Below are 19,293 nucleotides of genomic sequence, written 5' to 3'. Positions count from 1 at the left end.
ACTATATCGTCGAAATGAATCGAGAAGCCGTCAAGTAACGAGATGAATCAGATAGACGTGCCAGAACCAATCGAGCGGCGTCCAAACGCCGAAGGAGTGGGACACGGCGTCATCGAGCGCGATGAGCACGCAAAACAGCGCCGCCAACCGGAGATCGGACGCGCTGTCCGACCAGAACGAACGGAACACCACCGCCAGTAACGAACCTACGATACCCGATAGTGTCAGCAACGCTCCTGTGGCGGGGTAATCCGGCCACACGAAGAGGAAGCCGAACAGCGCCACCGTCAGCGCTGTCACGGTGATCCATGCCTCTCGTTTGGGCATGCGGTTCGAGGCCACCCAGCAGACGATGTACGCCGCTAACACACCGATGTAGAGGTGGTGCGGAGCCAGAATGTTCCCGTCCGGAAGGCGCTGGGCTGGAAACGTCATCGTTCTTCGCCGTCGGAGGTGGCGGAGAACGAGTACGACCGAGGCATATATTTACTATACCCATCGTTTTCGAGTCAGGCCTTTTCAACCATCGTCCCCAGGCGCTGTCCAGATGAATCAGGGAACTACTACGTATTCGATTCCGTGAAACTACTGGCTGTTACCGACTCCTTGTCGATACTCGCTTCGGCTTTTCCGAACGGGCGGCGGTCCGGTGGAGTTCCTGCGGAACACTCACCAATCGCCTCGCCACCAAGCGAACGAAGTGAGCGAGGGGGACTACGGCGAGTCCACTGACTGACTGAACGGAGTTCCCGTGATCGAAGCGAACGGGAGCACGGAAGAGCGAAGCTCTTCCGGAGTGGAGTGAGAGAAGTGGACTCGCCGGGATTTGAACCCGGGGCCTCTTCCTTGCGAAGGAAGCGATCTGCCACTGATCTACGAGCCCTCGAATTATTGTACCATCCGTGCGTTACTTGTAGCTTGTGTTTCGGTGCGGAGGATGTGAAGGCGTCCCGCGATTAGCCCCAGTGCGAAGCCGGTAAAGTGGGCGAGCAGGGCGACGCCAGGAGCCGCTGTCATCAGCGTGACGAGGGTCGTGAAGACGACGACGATGAGGACCTGCACGCGGCGCGAGAGTCGCAGGCGGCCGAACACGGCCTCCGAGATGTCGTTGCTGGCGATGAGGTAGCCGTACAGGCCGAGGATTGCGCCGCTGGCTCCAAGGACGGCGGGGGCCTGACTGCTGAACAGCTCCGTCACCCACACCTGCACCAGTCCGGCCGCCATCCCCACCGTGAGAAAGAAGGCGTGATAGCGGGCCGTCGTTGTCCCGCGCTCGACGATGAACCCGACGAGCACCAGCGCGACGGCGTTGGAGAAGAGGTGGGCGAACCCGGCGTGTGAGTACACGCTCAGCGGCAGCGTCCACACGTGGCCCGCCACGGGCGGCGAGAGCGCGAACAGCCCCAGCGCTAACGCGGGGCTGACGAACCGAACCGCGGATTGGACGACGAAGACGACGAGACAGACGGCGAGCGTCTGAATCGTCGGCGAGCGGGAAAGACGCATACTACTACTCGTCACCGAGACCACAAAAAATGACACCACGGGACGGCTGCTCGTCGTCGTGACGGCGCAACCGCTGGTCGATAGGTGAAAAACGAAAGAAGATTTGCAAAGATTTCCGTCGCGCGGGTATCCGCGCAACCGGTGAGTTCCTCGGTTCAGTCTTCGAGGACGATCTCGATGCTGACGTCGTTCGGAACCTGAATGCGCATCAACTGTCGAAGCGCGCGTTCATCGGCGTCGAGGTCGATGAGGCGCTTGTGGACGCGCATCTCCCAGTGTTCCCACGTCGCAGTGCCCTCTCCGTCGGGCGACTTGCGCGTCGGGATCTCCAGCGTCTTCGTCGGGAGCGGAATCGGACCGCTCAGGGAGACGCCGGTCTTCTCAGCGATCTCACGGACATCGTCGCAGATGTCGTCGAGGTCCGAGGGGTTGGCTCCTGCGAGTCGGACACGTGCTTGCTGCATCGTTTACTTCTCGTTGACTTCGAGGACCTGACCTGCTGCCACGGTCTGACCCATGTCACGGATTGCGAACGAACCGAGTTCCGGAATCTCGCCCGCAGGCTCGATGCTGAGTGGCTTTTGCGGTCGGACCGTGACGGTTGCTGCGTCACCGGACTTGATGAAGTCGGGGTTCTCCTCCGCGATTTCACCGGTGGACGGGTTGATCTTCGCGTCGATGGACTCGATGGTACACGCGACCTGCGCCGTGTGGGCGTGGAAGACCGGCGTGTAACCGGCCGTGATGACGCTCGGGTGCTGCATCACGACGATGCGAGCCTGGAACGTGTCGGCCACTTTCGGCGGGTTGTCGGCTGGGCCACACACGTCACCGCGACGGATGTCGTCCTTGCCGATGCCACGCACGTTGAAACCGACGTTGTCGCCGGGTTCCGCTTTCGGAACTTCCTCGTGGTGCATCTCGACGGTCTTCACTTCGCCACCGACGTCGCTCGGCTGGAACGAGACGTTGTCGCCCACGTTGAGCGTACCCGTCTCGACACGTCCGACCGGCACCGTACCGATACCGGAAATCGTGTACACGTCCTGGATGGGCAGACGGAGGTCTGCGTCCGTTGGCGGCTCGGGTGCGTCGAGGTTGTTGAGGGCCTCGAGCAGGGTCGGGCCGTCGTACCAAGGCGTATTGTCCGAGGATTCGGAGACGTTGTCACCCTCGAACGCGGAGGTCGGGACGAACGTCGCGTCGTCGGACTTGAAGTTGACCTGCTTCAGGAGCTTCGAAACCTGCTCTTTGACGTCGTCGTAGGTGTCTTCCTTGTAGTCGACGACGTCCATCTTGTTGACCGCGATGATGAGCTCGTTGATACCGAGCGTCTTCGAGAGGAAGACGTGCTCCTGGGTCTGGGGCGCGACACCGTCGTCTGCGGCGACGACGAGGACAGCGTTGTCTGCCTGCGATGCGCCCGTGATCATGTTCTTCACGAAGTCACGGTGGCCCGGACAGTCGACGATGGTGAAGTAGTACTCGTCGGTGTCGAACTCTTGGTGGGCGATGTCGATCGTGACACCACGCTCTCGCTCCTCTGCGAGGTTGTCCATCACGTAGGCGAACTCGAAGCCGCCTTTACCCTTCTCTTCCGCTTCTTCGCGGTGCTGTTCGATAACGTGCTCCGGGACGCTCCCTGTCTCGAAGAGGAGTCGCCCGACCATCGTGCTTTTACCGTGGTCGACGTGGCCGATGACGGCCAAGTTCTGGTGTGGTTTGTCGCTCATTGTATATCTCACGCGCAGATGCGCTCTGGAGGAATTATTTGGCAGAAGCGGTTAAAACCATTTCGATACGCTATGCGAGCCATCTCGCCGCCGTCTGGCGGTTAATGGCAACAGATGTCATGGTGAAAATGAACACGGGGGGTTTATGATTCGCGTTCGAGCCGCGTCACGTCGGCCAGCACTGCCGTCGCCGTTTCGGGACCGCCCGCACCGCGTCCACTGATGTTGAGTCGTCCGGCGTATCTCGTCTCGAATTGGACGATATTCCGGGTTCCGGACACCGCGAGCGTCCCGTTTTCGGGGACGAGACGCGGGCCGACGCTGACACCGTCCCGGGCGACTTCGCCGACCAGCCGAATGGTCCACCCGTCCTCGGCCGCCAGTTCGAGCGCACTCCCCGGCAAATCGCGGATTCCATCGACGTCCGCGTCCGAAAGCGTGTGTCCACCGTCGAACAGTACGTTGGCGAGGATGGCGCATTTCAGTGCGGCGTCCGTCCCGTCCACGTCGAACGATGGGTCGGCTTCCGCCACTCCCAAATCCTGTGCTTCGGCGAGGACGTGTTCGTAGCTCAGTCGCTCGGTGGCCATCCGCGAGAGCACGAAGTTGGCCGTCCCGTTGAGTACGCCGCGAACGGCAGTGACGTTGTCCGCGCCAACGTCCTCGATGGTCGAGAGCACGGGAATCGCGCCGCCGACGGTCGCCTCGAACAGGAGACTTCCTTCGCTGTCGCGGGAGAGTGCGCGCAGTTCGTCGTATCGTTCAGCCACCGGTCCCTTGTTCGCCAGCACGACATGACGGTCCCTGGCGAACGCTTCGCGTGCGTGACCGAAACCGGGCTGTGCATCGCCGAGCGTGGTCGGCGTCGCCTCGACGAGCACGTCGTACTCGCTTTCGAGCGCCGTTTCCGGGTCGGCGTCCCCGACGGTTCCGTCGCTCTGCTTGCGCGCGAGCACCGACTCCACGTCGATACCGTCCGCATCCACGACGGCACCCGACGAATCCGCGAGCGCCGTCACCGTGTGGCCGTACTCGGCCGCCAGTTCGGCTACGGACCGACCGACGGCACCGGCTCCGAACACCGCGAGTTTCATGCTACCGCCTCCCCGTCCGTCAGCGGTTGGATGACGCGTAATTCCTTCTCACCGGCGATAGTGGCCACCGTGTCGAGAACGTCGTTCGTCTCGGTGGAATCCGTGGCGAGGCGTAGCCGAGCGCTCGACACGTCGCTCGTCCCCTCGGGGGCGGACAGCGAGATATCGACGACGGAAGCGTTCGATTCCGTCGTGATTCTGGAGAGCGTGTCCGAAACGTCGGTGTCGATGATATGCCCCGTGAGGATGACGGTGATCTCCTCGTCGTATCGTTCCGCACCCGCGCGAATGACGTTGATACTCGCGGTTCGAAGCGCCGCAACGATGGTCTCGAATCGGTTCGGATGACATTCGAAATCCACTTCGACCGGAATGTTGCCGCGTGGTGTGAGCGACCCGCGTTCGTGAAAGACACTGAGCAAGTTGCCACCGTGGTCGGCGATAGGTTTCAGGGCACGGAGCAGTTGACCCGGTTCGTCCGATAGTTCCAGTCGAACCGTGTATGCTTGGACGCGCCCCTCGTCGTGATCCGCCATGATGACTGGAGTGGGGTGATGGAGGAGTATAAGCCTTCAGACGGTCGCAAAATTATCCAATCGCAAGCGGGGAACGGGATGCAACGGAGAAAAACGGTGCGAAACCGCAGTTAGTCATTGCCTATGCTACACGTTAACGGGGTCGTAGTAATATCGATGGAGCGTGAACCGATGAATCGGTGATAGGAAATGAGATTTACTGATGCGGTCCGTGCGAGTAGTTCCGGTACGAGTCGGAAGCAGGATCACGTTTGTGCATTCTGCCAGACGGCGTTCGACAGCCAGAACCGGGTGTGCCCCATGTGCGACGCGGAGATCGTTTTCCGGGGGGACCGATAGCTGTTCGCGACTGTAACTGACGACACCTTCTCACCGACCTGAAAACGCTCGGCGAGCGATGCTAGCGATTCTAAGCCAGTGCAGTGAGACGACAGTGATTCTACGTGGCGCGATATCCATCGAACAACAGAGCAGAGCGTCGGCTCCTCGGTTCGTGACTGCACGAAAGAAAGGACGTTCGAGGGGATTCCTCGATTAGAAGTAATCGACGGCCTGCGGGAGTTCCAACTTCATGCCTTTGCGCTCTCGGATCTCCATGATGGTCTCTCGCTGGAGGTTGTCCGCCATAAAGCGGAACCCGGCGTTCTCCGTGTTCCACGACGCACGACCTTCCGTCGCACTGCGGATGTCCGAGGAGAACCCGATCATCTCGTCGACGGGCGCGATACCCTCGACGACCATGAGGTCACCCTCTTGGTACATGTCGTCCACGCGGCCACGGCGACCCTGAATCTCGCCGGACGCGGCACCCATGTGGTCGTTCGGAACGTCGATACGGACGTTCTGAATCGGTTCGAGGAGTTTGACGTGACCGTGGATGAGTGCATTGTGCACTGCTTGCCGGACCGCAGGGATGACCTGTGCCGGACCACGGTGGATGGTGTCCTCGTGGAGACGTGCGTCGTTGAGTTTGATGAGCGTTCCTTCGACGGGTTCGCCAGCGAGCGGACCGTTGTCGAGCGCCTCTTCCAGTCCTTCGATGACGAGTTCCATCGTCTCGTTCAGGTGCTGGATACCTTTCGTGTTGTCGATGAGGATGTTCGACCCGTGAATCTCCTCGACATTCTGGCTGCTATCCTTGTCCATGCCAGCCTCTTGGAGCGCTTCACGGCGCTCCTGTTCGGGCATGTCCATCGAGACCTCCCCGAGTTTCAGCTTCTCGACGATATCGTCCGACAGCGGTTCAACCGTGAGGTAGAACCGGTTGTGGCGGTTCGGGGAGATACCTTCGACTTCGGTGGTCGCTCCCTGGACCTTCTCGCGGAAGACGACGATAGGCTCACCAGTCGTCACCGGAATTCCCTGGTTGCGCTCGATACGCTGGGTGATGACTTCGAGGTGGAGTTCACCCTGTCCGCTGATGAGGTGTTCACCCGTGTCCTCGTTGATGTCGATCTGGATGGTCGGGTCCTCTTTGGAGACCTGTCGAAGCGTCTCGATGAGTTTCGGCAGGTCGTCCATGCTCTTTGCCTCGACGGACTTCGTGATGACGGGTTCGCTGATGTGTTCGATGGACTCGAACGGCGTCATCTCCACGCTCGATACCGTCGAACCGGCGATAGCGTCTTTCAGACCGGTGACGGCCGCGATGTTCCCGGCAGGGACGCGCTCCACTTCCTCGCGTTCGCCACCCATGTAGATACCGACGCTTTGGACGCGGTTCATTCCGGCGGTTCCCGAGACGTAGAGGTCTTGACCTTTCTCCAGTGTTCCGGAGAAGACACGACCGGCGGCGATTTCGCCAGCGTGCGGGTCGATACCGATGTCGGTGGCCATCAGGACGACTTCGCCGTCCGGGTCCACGAGTCGCATCTGCTCGGCGAGTTCCGACTCGTCGTCACCACGCCAGACGCGCGGGATACGTCGCGGTTGCGCCTCGATGGGGTCCGGGAAGTGTTCACAGACCATGTCGAGGATGACGTCCGACAGCGGCGTTCGCTCGTGGAGTTCTTGACGCTTGTCGCTGCGTTCGAGGTCCATGATGTCCCCGAAGTCCATGCCCGTCGCTTGCATCGACGGCATGGAGACACCCCACTTGTAGAGTGCCGACCCGAATCCGACGGTTCCCTCTTCGACGGAGACGGTCCAGTCGTCCACGTCGTCCATGTCCTCGGTCATGCCGCGGATCAGCTCGTTCACGTCGTCGATGACGTTGAGCAGGCGGCGTTGCATCTCCTCGGGACCCTCTTGGAGTTCCGAGATGAGTCGGTCCACTTTGTTGATGAACAGGGCTGGCTTAACGCCCTCACGGAGCGCCTGTCGGACGACGGTCTCCGTCTGCGGCATTGCGCCTTCGACAGCGTCCACGACGACGAGCGCACCGTCGACGGCACGCATCGCACGGGTCACGTCGCCACCGAAGTCGACGTGGCCCGGCGTGTCGATGAGGTTGATGAGGTGGTCTTTGTCCTCGTACTCGTGGGTCATCGAGACGTTCGCCGCGTCGATGGTGATACCGCGTTCCTGTTCGTCCTCCTCCGTGTCCATCATCAACTGGGTGGCTTCGCCTTGGTCGGCGATCATGCCCGCACCAGCGAGAAGGTTGTCCGTCAGTGTCGTTTTACCGTGGTCGACGTGGGCGGCGATGGCGATGTTCCGAATCTGCTCCGGCTTGTCCATGAGCCGCTCACACTGTTCGACGATCTTCTTTCGTCTACCCATATATGGGTGTCTCTACCTGTACGAGGTTGAAAAGCGTAGTGTTTTCCCGCCCGCAAAACGGCTGGAAACGGCCCATTACCCTGCCAAACAGTCACATATGGCACAAGAGTAATGGCCATTCAGAGCGTGACAACAACACGCATGGATATTCGAGTACACGGTTCTACGTCCCCCAACCCATTCCTCAGTGCTTCCGACCTCTTCGAAACCGAACTCGACCTCGAACGACCCGTTCACGTACGTGTGCGTGACGATCCGGACGAACGAACGTGGACTGCACACCCCGACGACCACCACGTCCTCAACATCTCCCGGCAGGCCGCGACCAGCGTAATGGCCCGTGAACTCGCGCTCCACGAGTACTCGCACATGGCCCGCAACGAGCAGTCCCACCCCTCGCACACCCAATCGACCGCCGAGGCGCTGTTCCTCGCGTTCGCGGGTCGGTCAGTCGAGCGTCGGAAACTCACTCACTGCTATCAGATCGCCAATCACATGAAGGACATCTACGCCGACGACATCACGCTCGACCTCGGCCCGAGCGACAAACTCGTCACTTTCCTCGAATCGCAACTCGCGGCCGCGGTTGCCGACCGCCCACAACGACTTCCGGGCCGCCGACTGACCGCGACCTCCGACCCCGAGATGACGGCCGTCAACGCCGCGTTCGCGCTCGCCATGGTCGAGCGCCACGACCTCGTCGCGCGGGACCACCGCCTCTACGACCTCGCCCGCACCGCCTCCCGTGACGCCCCGTCCGTTGACGTACAGGGGTTCAAATACCGCTTCCTCTCACTCGGCGACGACCCCACCGAAAGCGAGTACCGAAAAGCGCTGGTCGACGCCGCCCGTGAATACGTCCTCGGTGGCGAAGAAGGTGGTTCCGAACAAGCGGCGGACTAAGCAGATCCGGTCTCGGTTGCTCTGCGTAGCGGTTTCATTGCCGCTCGATACTTGCAGCCACGACGGAACCGGCATTTTCTCGGAACGGACGAGGGCTTTCCAAATCTACTTCTCGGTAGTTACAACTGCAAGGGCGAAGACCAACTCTCCGAAGTCGTCACTCAAGGAGCGATAAACGAGAGAATATCCGGGAGAAATTTAGCGGGCCGCGGCGGCGACGCGCTCTTTCTCTTCTTTCTGGTTGACCGCGTAGGTCTGGACGTCGTAGTCCGCAGCGCCGATAAGCTGGGAGGCGAGTGCCTCTTCAGCGTCGGTGGACGTCTTGAAGGACGCGCCGAGTGCGCCTTCCGCGATGAATTTCAGGGACTGGTCGACACGGCGCTGGGGCGCGACGTCGACTGCCTTCGGGACCGAGATACCACCGTACTTCAGGCGGACGGTCTCCTCACGCGGGGCGGCGTTCTCGACTGCACGGACGAGAACCTGAACGGGGTTCTCCTCGGTACGGTCGTGAACGATGTCGAACGCGGAGCGGACGATTTTCATCGTCTGCTGTTTCTTGCCCGTGTTCTCCTCCGTCTGCATGAGACGGTTGATGAGGCGCTCGACGATGCTGACCTCGCTCTTCTGGAACTGCTTCGATGCGTGGCGGCCCATCGTGTGCGCGACGGGCGTGATGTTGATGTAGCGCTCGGTGCTGGGGTCGTTGAACTCGATGTTCGAGACGTCCCACGTACCGAACAGCTTCGCCGCCATCTCGTCGCCTTCGGTGTCGACTTCCTCTTCCGCTTCCGCTTCCGGTTGTTCTTCTTCTTCTGCACTCATGGTTATCGGACCGGTTTCTCCGCGTTTCCGCGAACCAGTTCTTTCAGGCTCACGCCGTTGACCTTCTCGACCTTGTAGTTGACACCGGAGATGTCACCCATCGCACGACCTTTCGCACCACCGATACCGGCGATGGTGACCTCGTCGTGCTCGTCGATGAACGAAATCGCGCCGTCACCGGGACAGAACGCGGAGACTTGCTTTCCGTTCTTGATGAGCTGGACACGAACACACTTTCGGATCGCGGAGTTGGGCTGCTTCGCTTCGATGCCCACTTTCTCCAGCACGATACCTCGGCCCTGCGGCGCGCCTTCGAGGGGATCGGATTTCTCCCCGAGACCACGCTCACGTCGGGCGTAATCGGAGTCAGACCACCGATGCTTCTGGCGGTCCTTCTTCAGCTTACGAGCTGCGTACTTGCCGTTCGCCATATGCTGTGGACTATCCGACGAAGGTACTTAAGCGTCCCCTTTTGGAAGCGAAGAGACGCCCGCAGGTCGCTCGAAAGGGGTCGATAAAGCGATCTGAGCGCGTTTCAATGATTCTAAGCCGAGTCAAATGGTTCGTTCGAACCGAACTGTGTCATTGACCGGTCAAGGAATTCGTCCGTAACGAGCGTGAAATGGCGTCCGCAAACTACCCAAACAGGATGTCCACCCATCGCAGGAGTCGAACACTCGCCGCGAGCAGGAGCGATGACAACAATCATCGCTCCTGCTTGTGACCGTCGTAAAAGGTGGTTTAGGTCAGCTGGATGTCGTCCACGTCGAAGTGGCGCGCCGCGAGCAGTTTCGCGGCTTCGATGTTGCGACCGTTCGTTCCGATGGCGACGCCGGTGTCCTGCTGTGCCACCTCGGCGTAGGCGACCGTATCGTTGTTCTCGCTGATCGTGACGTGGTGAACTTCCGCCGGGGCGAGCGCGTTGATGACGAACCGCGCCGGGTCCTCGGCGTCCTCGACGAGTTCCACGTCCGCGTCGAGTTCCTCCTCGACCGTGCGGACGTTCGCGCCTCCCGGGCCGATGGCTTGTCCCATCTCCCCCGGTTTGACGACGAAGATGACGCGTTTCTCCTCGTCGTCGTCTCCATCGTCACCGAGTACGACACAGTCGCGGGCGGTCGCACCCGTCTCGTCCTCGAAGAGGGCGATGTACTGCCGTGCCGTATCGGTGAGTGTGACCGTCATCAGTCGGAGGGTTCCGCGCCGCGACTAACCGAGCCCATCCGGAGGTCCACGTCACCGGTTCCGAGTTTGATCGGCTTGCCGACGATGACGTTCTCGATGACGCCGTTCAAGTCATCGATTTCGCCGTGGATGGCGGCGTCGAGCAGGTGGTTCACCGTCACCTCGAACGCTGCACGCGCGAGGACGGACTCCTTGCTGCCGGAGATACCGTGGCGACCGATGGATTCGATCGTTCCACGGTTGGTCATGATGTCGGCCACGAGCATCAGGTGGCGAACGTTCACGTCGTCGAGACCCTGTTCTTCCAGCGTGTCCATCGTCTCCTCGATGATGGACTCGCGGGCCGCCTCGACGCCGAGCGTCCGATAGATCTCGTGGATGTTGTTACACGTCGTTCGGGAGGCATCGACGCCCTCGATCTCGAGGGCGTCGGCGAACGCCGACCCCTCCGTGTAGAGGACGAACTCCTCGCCGTCGTCGAGCGATTCGCGGCGGATGACGACGCGGGTGATCTCCTCGATTCCCTTGAACACGATTTCACGGAGTTCTTCGACCAACTGGAGTAGCTTGCGGTAACTCGGCTGGTCGGGACCGAACTCGATGACCGTTCCCTGCTGGGTCGTCTGCACGCCCAGGCTGTCCTCGATGATGGATGCGACCTCGTCCGGGGTGATCATCCGCTCTTCGAGCGTGTCCTCGTTCAGGTTGATGGACACGATCATGTCGGCGACGTTCGTCGAGATGTCACCGAGCGCGAGGATTTTCGTCGCCTCGATGTTCCAGACGACTTCGTGAGCATTCTCGCGGTTTTCGGCGTACTCGTCTTCGAGGTACACCGTCATGATGGGCGTGTCGGGCGTCTTCCGCGCGTCCACTAGTTCGATGAGGCGCGGCAGCCCCTGTGTCACGTCCATCTCCGCCACACCCGCGTAGTGGAACGTGTTCATCGTCATCTGCGTTCCCGGTTCCCCGATGGATTGGGCACTCACCGTCCCCACGGGGTCGAGCGGGTCGACACGGGTGTCGAGGTAGCGGTGTTCGACCGCTTTGGCGATGTCCGTTACCTGTTCGAGCGAGACGCCATCGCGGGATTCGATGGTCTCGTACACTTCGTCCTTGAGTCGTCGCGGAAGTTCCGTGTCCTCGACGATGGCTTCCATATCGTTTGTTACGTTAGTCATCTGACTCCACCTGCCGTGCGTCCGCGTGTTCGGACAGATTCGTCGGCGGCTGTCGGTCGCCGAGGAATTCGAGCTTGCGGGTCTCGCTGTCGAACTCCTCGTCGAGAATCTGGTCTGCGATGCTGTCCACGTCTATCGGGTTCTCCTCGGACGAGGAGACCTGAACCGGCGAGGTACCGTCCTCACCGAACTCGAACTGGACGATGGTGTCGCTGGTGTCGCGCACCGTTCCGTCGTACTGCGTTTCGAGTTCGGACAGGGCGTTGATGAGACGGCGCTGGAGGTACCCGGACTTGGAGGTACGAACTGCCGTGTCCACCAGCCCTTCGCGTCCACCCATCGCGTGGAAGAAGAACTCCAGCGGGGTCAGACCGCCGGTGTAGGAGTGCTCCACGAAGCCGTGGGCGTCCGCGGACAGGTCGTCGGCTTGGTAGTGCGAGAGCGTACGGTCCTCGTACCCGCGGTTGATGCGCTCGCCCCGAACTGCCTGCTGTCCCACACAGCCGGCCATCTGGGTCAGGTTGAGCAGCGACCCACGTGCACCGGAGTCGGCCATGATGACTGCCGGGTTGTCGCTCGCGAAGTGATCCTCCGCGATGTCACCGGCCGAGTCACGCGCCTTGCCGAGCGTCTGCATGATCTTCATCTCCAACGTCTCGTCCACGGTTCGACCCGGAAGCGATTCCAGTTCGCCGTTCTCGTACGTGCCGATGAGGTCCTGCACGCGGTCGTATGCGTTCTCGATGGCCTCGTCGATCTGGTCCTGTGCATCCAGCGGAATCGTCTCGTCGTCGATACCGATGGAGAAACCGAAGTGCATGATGGCGCGCATCGCCAACGTCGCGACTTCGTTGATGAAGTGACGGGCGCGGGTCTCGCCGTACACCTTACAGATGGTGTCGACGATCTCCCCGCCGAACGCGCCGACCGCGTCCTCGTCGATCGTCCCTTCGATGAGTTGACCCTCCTCGATGACGACCGTGTCGCCGGTCGAACTCATGAACTCCAGTTCGAGTTCGTCGGGCAGGAGTTCCGAGAACAGCGTCTGACCCGTCCAGTACGGGGTTCCGTTCTCTTCCGTGCCGTCCTCCTCCGGCAGTTCGTCGATCCGCGTCGCACGGAGCAGGTCGAGTGCCTGCGTCTCGTTGAAGTGCGGGTTATGGTGGGTGAGCAGGTACGTTCCGGAAATGTGGTCCTGAATCGCGCCGATGATGTTCTCACCGAAGCGCGGGGAGAGGATCTGTTCCTGCACACGCATGAGCACGCGCGCTTCCGCGCGTGCCTCCTCGTTCTGGAGTGCGTGCATGTTCATCTCGTCCCCGTCGAAGTCGGCGTTGTACGGCGGACAGACGACGGTGTTCAGTCGGAACGTCTTGTACGGCATCACGACCACTTCGTGGGCCATGATGGACATCCGGTGCAGGGACGGCTGTCGGTTGAAGATGACGATGTCCCCGTCGATGAGGTGTCGGTTGACCTCCCATCCCGGCTCGACCTTCTCCGCGAGTTCCTCGCAGTTCTTCTCGGTGACCTTCAGGCGTCGGCCGTCGGGTCGCTTGACGTAGTTCGCGCCGGGGTGACCCTCCGGTCCGTTTCGAACGTAGCGTCGCGCGTCCTCGATGGTTCGCGGCGTGACGTTCATCGTCTGGGTCATCTCGCGGGCGACCCTTCGCGGGACACCGACTTCGTTCAGCGAGAGCGTCGGGTCCGGCGAGATGACGGTCCGTGCCGAGAAGTTCACACGCTTTCCGGACAGCGAGCCACGGAAGCGACCTTCCTTGCCCTTCAGGCGCTGGCTCAGCGTCTTCAGCGGACGCCCGGAACGGTGACGAGCGGGCGGCGTGCCCGAAATCTCGTTGTCCATGAACGTCGTGACGTGGTACTGCAGCAGTTCCCACAGGTCCTCGATGATGAGCTGTGGCGCACCGGCCTCGCGGTTCTCCATGAACCGCTGGTTGATGCGGATGATGTCCACCAGCTTGTGGGTCAAGTCGTCCTCGGACCGCTGGCCGTTGTCCAGCGTGATCGACGGCCGAGCAGTCACCGGCGGGACCGGCAGGACGGTCAGGATCATCCACTCGGGACGCGAGCGGTCGGAGTTGATACCGAGCGCCTCGATGTCCGAGTCCGGGATGTCCTCGAACCAGTCGCGGATGTCCGAGGGCATCAGCTTGTTCATGTCCTCGGTCGTCAGGTCGATACCGAGCGCCTTCTCGATGGATTTCCGGTCGGCCTCGCGCGGGCGGAACTCGCCGGAAATGATCTGGTTGATGCGCGATATCTCGATGCCCGTTTTGTCCGCCAACTCCTGTGGCGCCATGGGTTCGAGGTCCTCGTCCTCCTCACCGTTCTCGTCACGGCCCTGCATCCGGGAGGCGATTCGCTCGGAGTACTCGCTCGTGAGCACCTGTTGGACCTCGTAGTAGGTCGTCGGCTTCTCGTGGTTGATGTCGTACTGGACCTCACCACAGTGCGGACAGCGGTCCTTCTTCCGCGCCTCGCGGATGGCCGCCTTCGTCACGTCGGTGATGTCGTTGCCGAGTTCCTTCGTCCGCGTGAGCATGCTGTGGTACTTCTCCTGTTCTTCCTCGGTGAGCAGGAGTCGGGAGCAGTCACGGCACGTCCCGCGAAGCAGTCGGCGGATGAGTTTCGTGAAGCCGACGTGGATGACCGGCGCGGCCAGTTCGATGTGACCGAAGTGGCCGTTGCACGACCCGGAGTGTTGCCCGCAGGTCTTGCATTCCAGACCGGGGTCGATGACGCCCAATCGCGGGTCCATCAGCCCCATGTCGATGGGGAATCCGTCGTCGTCGTACGTGTCGGCGGTGATGATCTTCGTCGCCGACATCTCTCGGTACTCCTCCGGGTCCATCAGCCCGAAGCTGATGGATCCGATTTCCTTGGGAGTTTGACTTGTTGCCATTAGACTGCGTCCTCCAGTTCGAGTCGCGGCGCGATGCCAAGCGCCTTCATCTCGTCGAGCAGGAGCTTGAACGCGTAGCTCATCTCGATTTCGTGAATGTCCGTTTCTTCCTCACAGTTCGGGCAGTACACACGGTTCTGGTCGATGTTCTCGACCGCGCTCATTCCACACTGACCGCAGACGTAGATCCATTCGCGGTCGGAGGAGTCGAGCAGTCGTTCCTTGAGTGCCAGCGCGGCACCGTGTCCGATGAGCACCTCACGCTCCATCTCACCGACACGGAGACCACCCTCGCGGGCACGACCTTCCGTCGGCTGGCGCGTGAGCACCTGCACCGGTCCACGCGAACGAGCGTGGAGCTTGTTCGACACCATGTGGTAGAGCTTGTGGTAGAGAATGGTGCCGACGAAAATCTCGGCTTCAATCTTCTCGCCCGTCACGCCGGAGTACATGATTTCCTTCCCCGACGATTTGTACCCGCGTTCCTGCAGCGCGGCGCGGAGGTCCTCTTTATCCTCGCCGGTGAACGCGGTTCCGTCCACGCGACGGCCTTCCATCGCGCCGACTTTTCCGCCGATCATCTCCAGCACGTGACCGACCGTCATCCGCGACGGCAGCGCGTGCGGGTTGACGATGAGGTCCGGGACGACCCCTTCCTGCGTGAAGGGCATGTCCTCCTGCGGTGCGATGTGACCGACGACACCTTTCTGTCCGTGTCGCGACGCGAACTTGTCCCCGAGTTCCGGGATTCGCTCGTCACGAACGGACACCTTGGAGAGCTTCGAACCGTCCTCGCCCTCCATCAGCGTGACCGTGTCCACGACGCCGGATTCGCCCGAGCGCATCGTGACGCTGGTTTCGCGGCGTTTCTGTGGCGACAGGCCACCCATGTCGTCCGGCTCTTCGAGGAATCGCGGCGGACTCGTCTTCCCCAACAAAACGCTGTTCTCGTCCACGCGCGTCTCGGGGTTGACCAGTCCGTCCTCGTCCAGATGCGTGTACGCGTCCTCACCGCGGGCACCGCGCACGTCGTCGCCCGGAATCTCGAAGCGGTCTTCCTGTCCACCAGGGTATCGGCGTTCCTCACCCTCGTAGGTACGGAAGAAGTGCGAACGCGCGAGCGCGCGTTCGACGGACCCCTTGTTCATGACGAGCGCGTCCTCGATGTTGAACCCTTCGTAGCTCATGACCGCGACGGTGAAGTTCTGTGCGGCGGGTCGGTCGTCGAAACCGATCTGCTCCGTCGTCTGCGTCTTCACCATCGAGAGCTGCGGGTAGTGGAAGAGGTGCTGTCGCGTGTCCGGGCGAATACGGTAGTTCGCCGACGGCAGACCGAGCGACTGCTTCATCATCCCTGCACCCATGGTAATCCGCGGGCTGGCGTTGTGCTCCGGGTACGGAATCATCCCGGCACCGATACCGAAGATGAGTTGCGGGTCGATTTCGAGGTGCGTGTGGTCCTCGTTCAACTCGGTGTCATCGACGGCGACGTAGATGTCCTCTTCCTCCTCGGCGTCGATGAACTCGATCTTCCCACGCTCGACGAGGTCTTCGAACGAGAGGTCGCCCTGCTTGAGCGCCTCGGTTTCCTCGTCCGTGATGCGCGTTTCGCCGTCCTCGACCACGAGGAGCGGGCGGCGTGCGCGCCCCGCGTCGGCGTTGATGATGACCTCGCTGGTGCGTCCCTTGACCGAGACGTTGACCATCTCGCTGACGTCGCCCCGTCGGCGCGCCTCGCGGACCTGATCTGCAAGCTGTTCGGGGTCGGGGTGTGTTCCGACCAAACTGCCGTTGACGTATACTTTGGCTTCTCGTCCCTGACTCATCAGTCTGCGCTCCCTTCGATGCTCTCGATTCCGGGAATCCCCTCGACGCCCATCGACGAGAGTTCCTGTTTCAGTTCCTGTTCGTCCTCGATGTTCTGGCTGAGTTCCATCGCCTGCGCGAAGTTCTTCACCAGTCCACAGTTCGGCCCTTCCGGCGTCTCGGACGGGCAGATGCGACCCCACTGGGTCGCGTGCAGGTCACGTGCCTCGAAGTGAGGCTGCGAACGACTGAGCGGACTGCGGAGACGGCGAAGGTGTGACAGCACACCCATGAAGTCCGTCCGGTCGACCAACTGCGACACGCCGGAGCGGCCACCGACCCAGTTCCCCGTCGCGATCGGGTGTTCGAGACGCTCGGTGAGAACGTCGGACCGAACCACCGTGTTCACGGACAGTTGTCGGTTACGCATGTTCGCGCGTTCGAGCTGGTACTTCACGTCGCGTGCCAGCTTGTTCAGCGCCGTCCGGAACAGGTCCTTCATCAGGTCGCCGGACACTTTCAGTCGCTTGTTGGCGTAGTGGTCCTTGTCGTCCGAGTCGCGCCGACCCAGTGCGAGTTCGAAACACGCCTCGGCCATCCGGGCGAGGTAGTACGCCTTGTTGATGCGAACTTCCTCCTCCTCGACACCGTCCTCGTGGAGGTGCGGCAGGAGATAGCGGTCGATGACGTAGTTTGCCCGTTTCAACTGGTAGTTTTTGCCCTGTCCGGAGGCGACCCGCTTCCCGAGGGTTTCGATTGCCTCCTCTTGTGTCTGGACTTCGGCGGCCTCCAGATTTTCGAGCATGAACTTCACGATTTCCGGGTCGTCGGAGACGCGGTGGACGATCTCCTCGTCGGATTCGAGTCCCAGCGCACGAACGAGCGTGACGAAGTTGACGCTTCCCGAAACGGACGGGAACGACACTTCGAGCAGGCCGTCACGCGAGCGCTCGACCAGAACCAAGGCACGGTATCCTCGGCGCTGGCTGAACGTCTTTGCGACCTGAATTTCGTCGCCGTACTTCGTGTCGTACTCGGCGAGAATCTTGTTCGGTGCCAGGTCCTCGGAGGTCATCAACACTCGCTCCGAACCGTTGACGATGAAGTAGCCGCCGGGGTCAGCAGGGTCCTCACCGATTTCGACCAGGTCGTCCTCGTCGAAGTTGGCGATGTTACACTTCTCGGAGCCGACCATGATCGGCATCCGTCCGACCTTCGTCTCGGTTGAATCGACGACACGCTTGTCGTCGCCTTCGCCTTTGACGATGGTCATCTCCATGAACACCGGTGCGGAGTACGTGATGTTACGGAGGCGTGCCTCCTGCGGGTAGAGGAGTTCTTCACTCCCGTCCGCTTCGCGTACGCGCGGAGTAACCACACGAATGTCGCCGAGTTCGACGAACACCGGTTCCTCTCCTTCCTTGTCACCGATGTCGGTGTCGATGATTCCCTTCTCGGTAACGACTTCCTGCATACCTCGGTTCAGGAAGGCGTTAAACGAGCGGTAGTGATGCTCCGCGAGTCGTTCTTTCGAGAAATACTCCCTCGATAGTTCGCGTCGATCTTGCTGTTGCATTATTCCACCACGAGTCGATACACGACTGCTCGTTCGGTCGTTCGTGAGTCGCGGACGATTTTGATAACGTCACCCGGCTCTGCGTCGTCGGGCAGTGCGGGGTCGGTCCGTTTGATCTTCGGCAGGTCTGTACTCTTGATGTCGTATTCCGCGAGCACTTCGTCGATTTCGTCCGAATCGACGATGGTGTGCTCCGGAACCATTTTGTGTTGGCTTACGTCTACCATGTGTGCACGAGTTTCCGGCTAGCGGGAGAAATGGCTATCACGAGATACTACAGGGTATTACACGTAGCACTCATTTAAGGCTTGCTAAATAGGGTTCGCACACGCTCGGCTATCCCGAATACCTCCGCACCGGACGGAGGCAGCCAACTGAACACTGCTATCTACTCCGTTCTGGTATAAATGGTTTGGGCAAGCGGGATGCGTTAACATAGCTCGGTACGAATCCACATACGGAGCGTCATTGGAAAGCCTTAAGAGTACTAGCCAGAAAGAAGTGAATGCGAAGGCCCGGGTGGTGTAGTGGCCCATCATACAACCCTGTCACGGTTGTGACGCGGGTTCAAATCCCGCCTCGGGCGCTTTCTGAACTTTCAACTCTCGAACAGAGTCATTTCTACTGATTTCTGTGATCTTCGATTCTTGTGTAGGCTGAAGCATTACATGTACCGTTGGCTCTCGCCCGTAGTTTACTACCCCTTCTACCCCTTCGGTAATTTCGATACCTCGTGAAAATCGATTTCGGAAAATTGTCCCTCTCACCGAAATAGTCAATATACTTGATATAGCTCATTAATACGACAGATGAGATGCTCGGGTGAGACAAATACGAAGGATAGGGGAGATGAAACCGAGGCGAAAGTCATTCACAAAATGATCTCGCATGGATACAGCGTTTCAATCCCATTTGGCGACAATGACAAATACGACTTGATAGTTGATGATGATGGACAGTTATATCGGATTCAGTGCAAAACGGCATGGCAGAACAAGGAGGAAACGATACGATTCAATACTCATTCACAAACAACTAAAGAAGGAAATTATCACGAAAATCCATATCACGGAAAGATCGATGCATTCGTCGTTCGTTATCCAAGAAACGGAAAAACGTACTGGATATATGTGAATGAAGCAACAGTACAGAAAATGGAACTTAGATTCGATGCCAAAATCGACCATCCTTTGATCAATTGGGCGAAAGAGTACGAGTTCACGGGTGAAATCCCACCTAGAAAGTGTGCTTAATATTCACCCACGTAACGTAGTACCATAGAGCGACGAAATCGACACCCCTTA

General features: G+C 60.3%; 17 protein-coding genes and 2 tRNA genes. 3 read left to right on the top strand and 16 right to left on the bottom strand.

Annotated features, from left to right (window positions below; all coding sequences use genetic code 11):
- Nucleotides 1-30 precede the first annotated feature (30 nt).
- From NKF25_RS11060 to NKF25_RS11025, 8 genes are all read right to left on the bottom strand, one after another.
- A complete protein-coding gene (locus tag NKF25_RS11060; protein ID WP_253226725.1) occupies nucleotides 31-435 on the bottom strand; it encodes a hypothetical protein in 405 nt (134 codons plus the stop codon).
- Nucleotides 436-811: 376 nt separating this feature from the next.
- Nucleotides 812-883 (bottom strand) — tRNA-Ala (locus NKF25_RS11055).
- Between the two features lie 5 nt (nucleotides 884-888).
- Nucleotides 889-1,506: a rhomboid family intramembrane serine protease gene (locus NKF25_RS11050; RefSeq protein ID WP_253226724.1), complete on the bottom strand. Its 618-nt coding sequence runs from the start codon at nucleotides 1,504-1,506 to the stop codon at nucleotides 889-891.
- Nucleotides 1,507-1,661: 155 nt separating this feature from the next.
- Nucleotides 1,662-1,970 carry a 30S ribosomal protein S10 gene (rpsJ, locus tag NKF25_RS11045; protein ID WP_007979652.1) on the bottom strand — a complete coding sequence of 103 codons (309 nt, stop codon included), beginning with the start codon at nucleotides 1,968-1,970 and terminating at the stop codon, nucleotides 1,662-1,664.
- Between the two features lie 3 nt (nucleotides 1,971-1,973).
- Complete coding sequence (gene tuf / locus NKF25_RS11040; protein ID WP_253226723.1) at nucleotides 1,974-3,239, bottom strand: translation elongation factor EF-1 subunit alpha; 1,266 nt, start codon at nucleotides 3,237-3,239, stop codon at nucleotides 1,974-1,976.
- 143 nt (nucleotides 3,240-3,382) lie between these two features.
- Nucleotides 3,383-4,333, bottom strand: a complete 951-nt coding sequence (locus tag NKF25_RS11035) for a homoserine dehydrogenase (RefSeq protein ID WP_253226722.1) — start codon at nucleotides 4,331-4,333, stop codon at nucleotides 3,383-3,385.
- Nucleotides 4,330-4,869, bottom strand: coding sequence for an amino acid-binding protein (locus NKF25_RS11030; protein WP_066144434.1), 540 nt, complete (start codon nucleotides 4,867-4,869; stop codon nucleotides 4,330-4,332). Before NKF25_RS11030 ends, NKF25_RS11035 begins: the two co-directional genes overlap by 4 nt.
- A gap of 534 nt (nucleotides 4,870-5,403) precedes the next feature.
- Entirely contained in the window at nucleotides 5,404-7,590 is a 2,187-nt protein-coding gene (locus NKF25_RS11025) for an elongation factor EF-2 (RefSeq protein ID WP_253226721.1), read from the bottom strand.
- A 141-nt stretch (nucleotides 7,591-7,731) separates the two neighbouring features.
- On the opposite strand from NKF25_RS11025, the gene NKF25_RS11020 reads away from it, so the two are divergent.
- Nucleotides 7,732-8,493, top strand: a complete 762-nt coding sequence (locus NKF25_RS11020; protein ID WP_253226720.1) for a DUF5781 family protein — start codon at nucleotides 7,732-7,734, stop codon at nucleotides 8,491-8,493.
- Nucleotides 8,494-8,691: 198 nt separating this feature from the next.
- Here NKF25_RS11020 and NKF25_RS11015 read toward each other — a convergent pair whose 3' ends face one another.
- From NKF25_RS11015 to NKF25_RS10980, 8 genes are all read right to left on the bottom strand, one after another.
- A complete protein-coding gene (locus NKF25_RS11015; protein ID WP_253226719.1) occupies nucleotides 8,692-9,318 on the bottom strand; it encodes a 30S ribosomal protein S7 in 627 nt (208 codons plus the stop codon).
- Between the two features lie 2 nt (nucleotides 9,319-9,320).
- Nucleotides 9,321-9,749, bottom strand: a complete 429-nt coding sequence (locus NKF25_RS11010; protein ID WP_007979666.1) for a 30S ribosomal protein S12 — start codon at nucleotides 9,747-9,749, stop codon at nucleotides 9,321-9,323.
- Between the two features lie 310 nt (nucleotides 9,750-10,059).
- Nucleotides 10,060-10,503 (bottom strand): NusA-like transcription termination signal-binding factor, encoded by a 444-nt coding sequence (locus tag NKF25_RS11005; protein WP_253226718.1) that lies wholly within the window; start codon nucleotides 10,501-10,503, stop codon nucleotides 10,060-10,062.
- The gene (rpoA2, locus tag NKF25_RS11000) at nucleotides 10,503-11,684 is read right to left on the bottom strand and encodes a DNA-directed RNA polymerase subunit A'' (protein ID WP_253226717.1); all 1,182 of its coding nucleotides are present in this window, start codon (nucleotides 11,682-11,684) and stop codon (nucleotides 10,503-10,505) included. Before rpoA2 ends, NKF25_RS11005 begins: the two co-directional genes overlap by 1 nt.
- Nucleotides 11,677-14,607: a DNA-directed RNA polymerase subunit A' gene (locus tag NKF25_RS10995; RefSeq protein ID WP_253226716.1), complete on the bottom strand. Its 2,931-nt coding sequence runs from the start codon at nucleotides 14,605-14,607 to the stop codon at nucleotides 11,677-11,679. Before NKF25_RS10995 ends, rpoA2 begins: the two co-directional genes overlap by 8 nt.
- Entirely contained in the window at nucleotides 14,607-16,433 is a 1,827-nt protein-coding gene (rpoB, locus tag NKF25_RS10990) for a DNA-directed RNA polymerase subunit B (protein WP_190303755.1), read from the bottom strand. Before rpoB ends, NKF25_RS10995 begins: the two co-directional genes overlap by 1 nt.
- Nucleotides 16,433-17,989, bottom strand: a complete 1,557-nt coding sequence (locus tag NKF25_RS10985; RefSeq protein WP_253226715.1) for a DNA-directed RNA polymerase subunit B'' — start codon at nucleotides 17,987-17,989, stop codon at nucleotides 16,433-16,435. The genes rpoB and NKF25_RS10985 overlap by 1 nt, the downstream gene beginning before the upstream one ends.
- Nucleotides 17,989-18,216 carry a DNA-directed RNA polymerase subunit H gene (locus NKF25_RS10980; RefSeq protein ID WP_253226714.1) on the bottom strand — a complete coding sequence of 76 codons (228 nt, stop codon included), beginning with the start codon at nucleotides 18,214-18,216 and terminating at the stop codon, nucleotides 17,989-17,991. The genes NKF25_RS10985 and NKF25_RS10980 overlap by 1 nt, the downstream gene beginning before the upstream one ends.
- A 286-nt stretch (nucleotides 18,217-18,502) precedes the next feature.
- Here NKF25_RS10980 and NKF25_RS10975 point away from each other — a divergent pair.
- Nucleotides 18,503-18,575 (top strand) — tRNA-Asp (locus NKF25_RS10975).
- 223 nt (nucleotides 18,576-18,798) lie between these two features.
- Nucleotides 18,799-19,242 (top strand): group I intron-associated PD-(D/E)XK endonuclease, encoded by a 444-nt coding sequence (locus NKF25_RS10970; protein ID WP_253226713.1) that lies wholly within the window; start codon nucleotides 18,799-18,801, stop codon nucleotides 19,240-19,242.
- The last annotated feature ends 51 nt before the right edge of the window (nucleotides 19,243-19,293 follow it).

It is taken from the genome of Haladaptatus sp. AB643 (assembly GCF_024136975.1).
In the GTDB taxonomy this organism is placed as follows: domain Archaea; phylum Halobacteriota; class Halobacteria; order Halobacteriales; family Haladaptataceae; genus Haladaptatus.
The sequence above is the reverse complement of the archived record's forward strand: the minus strand, read 5'-3'. Positions and strand labels throughout refer to the sequence as shown.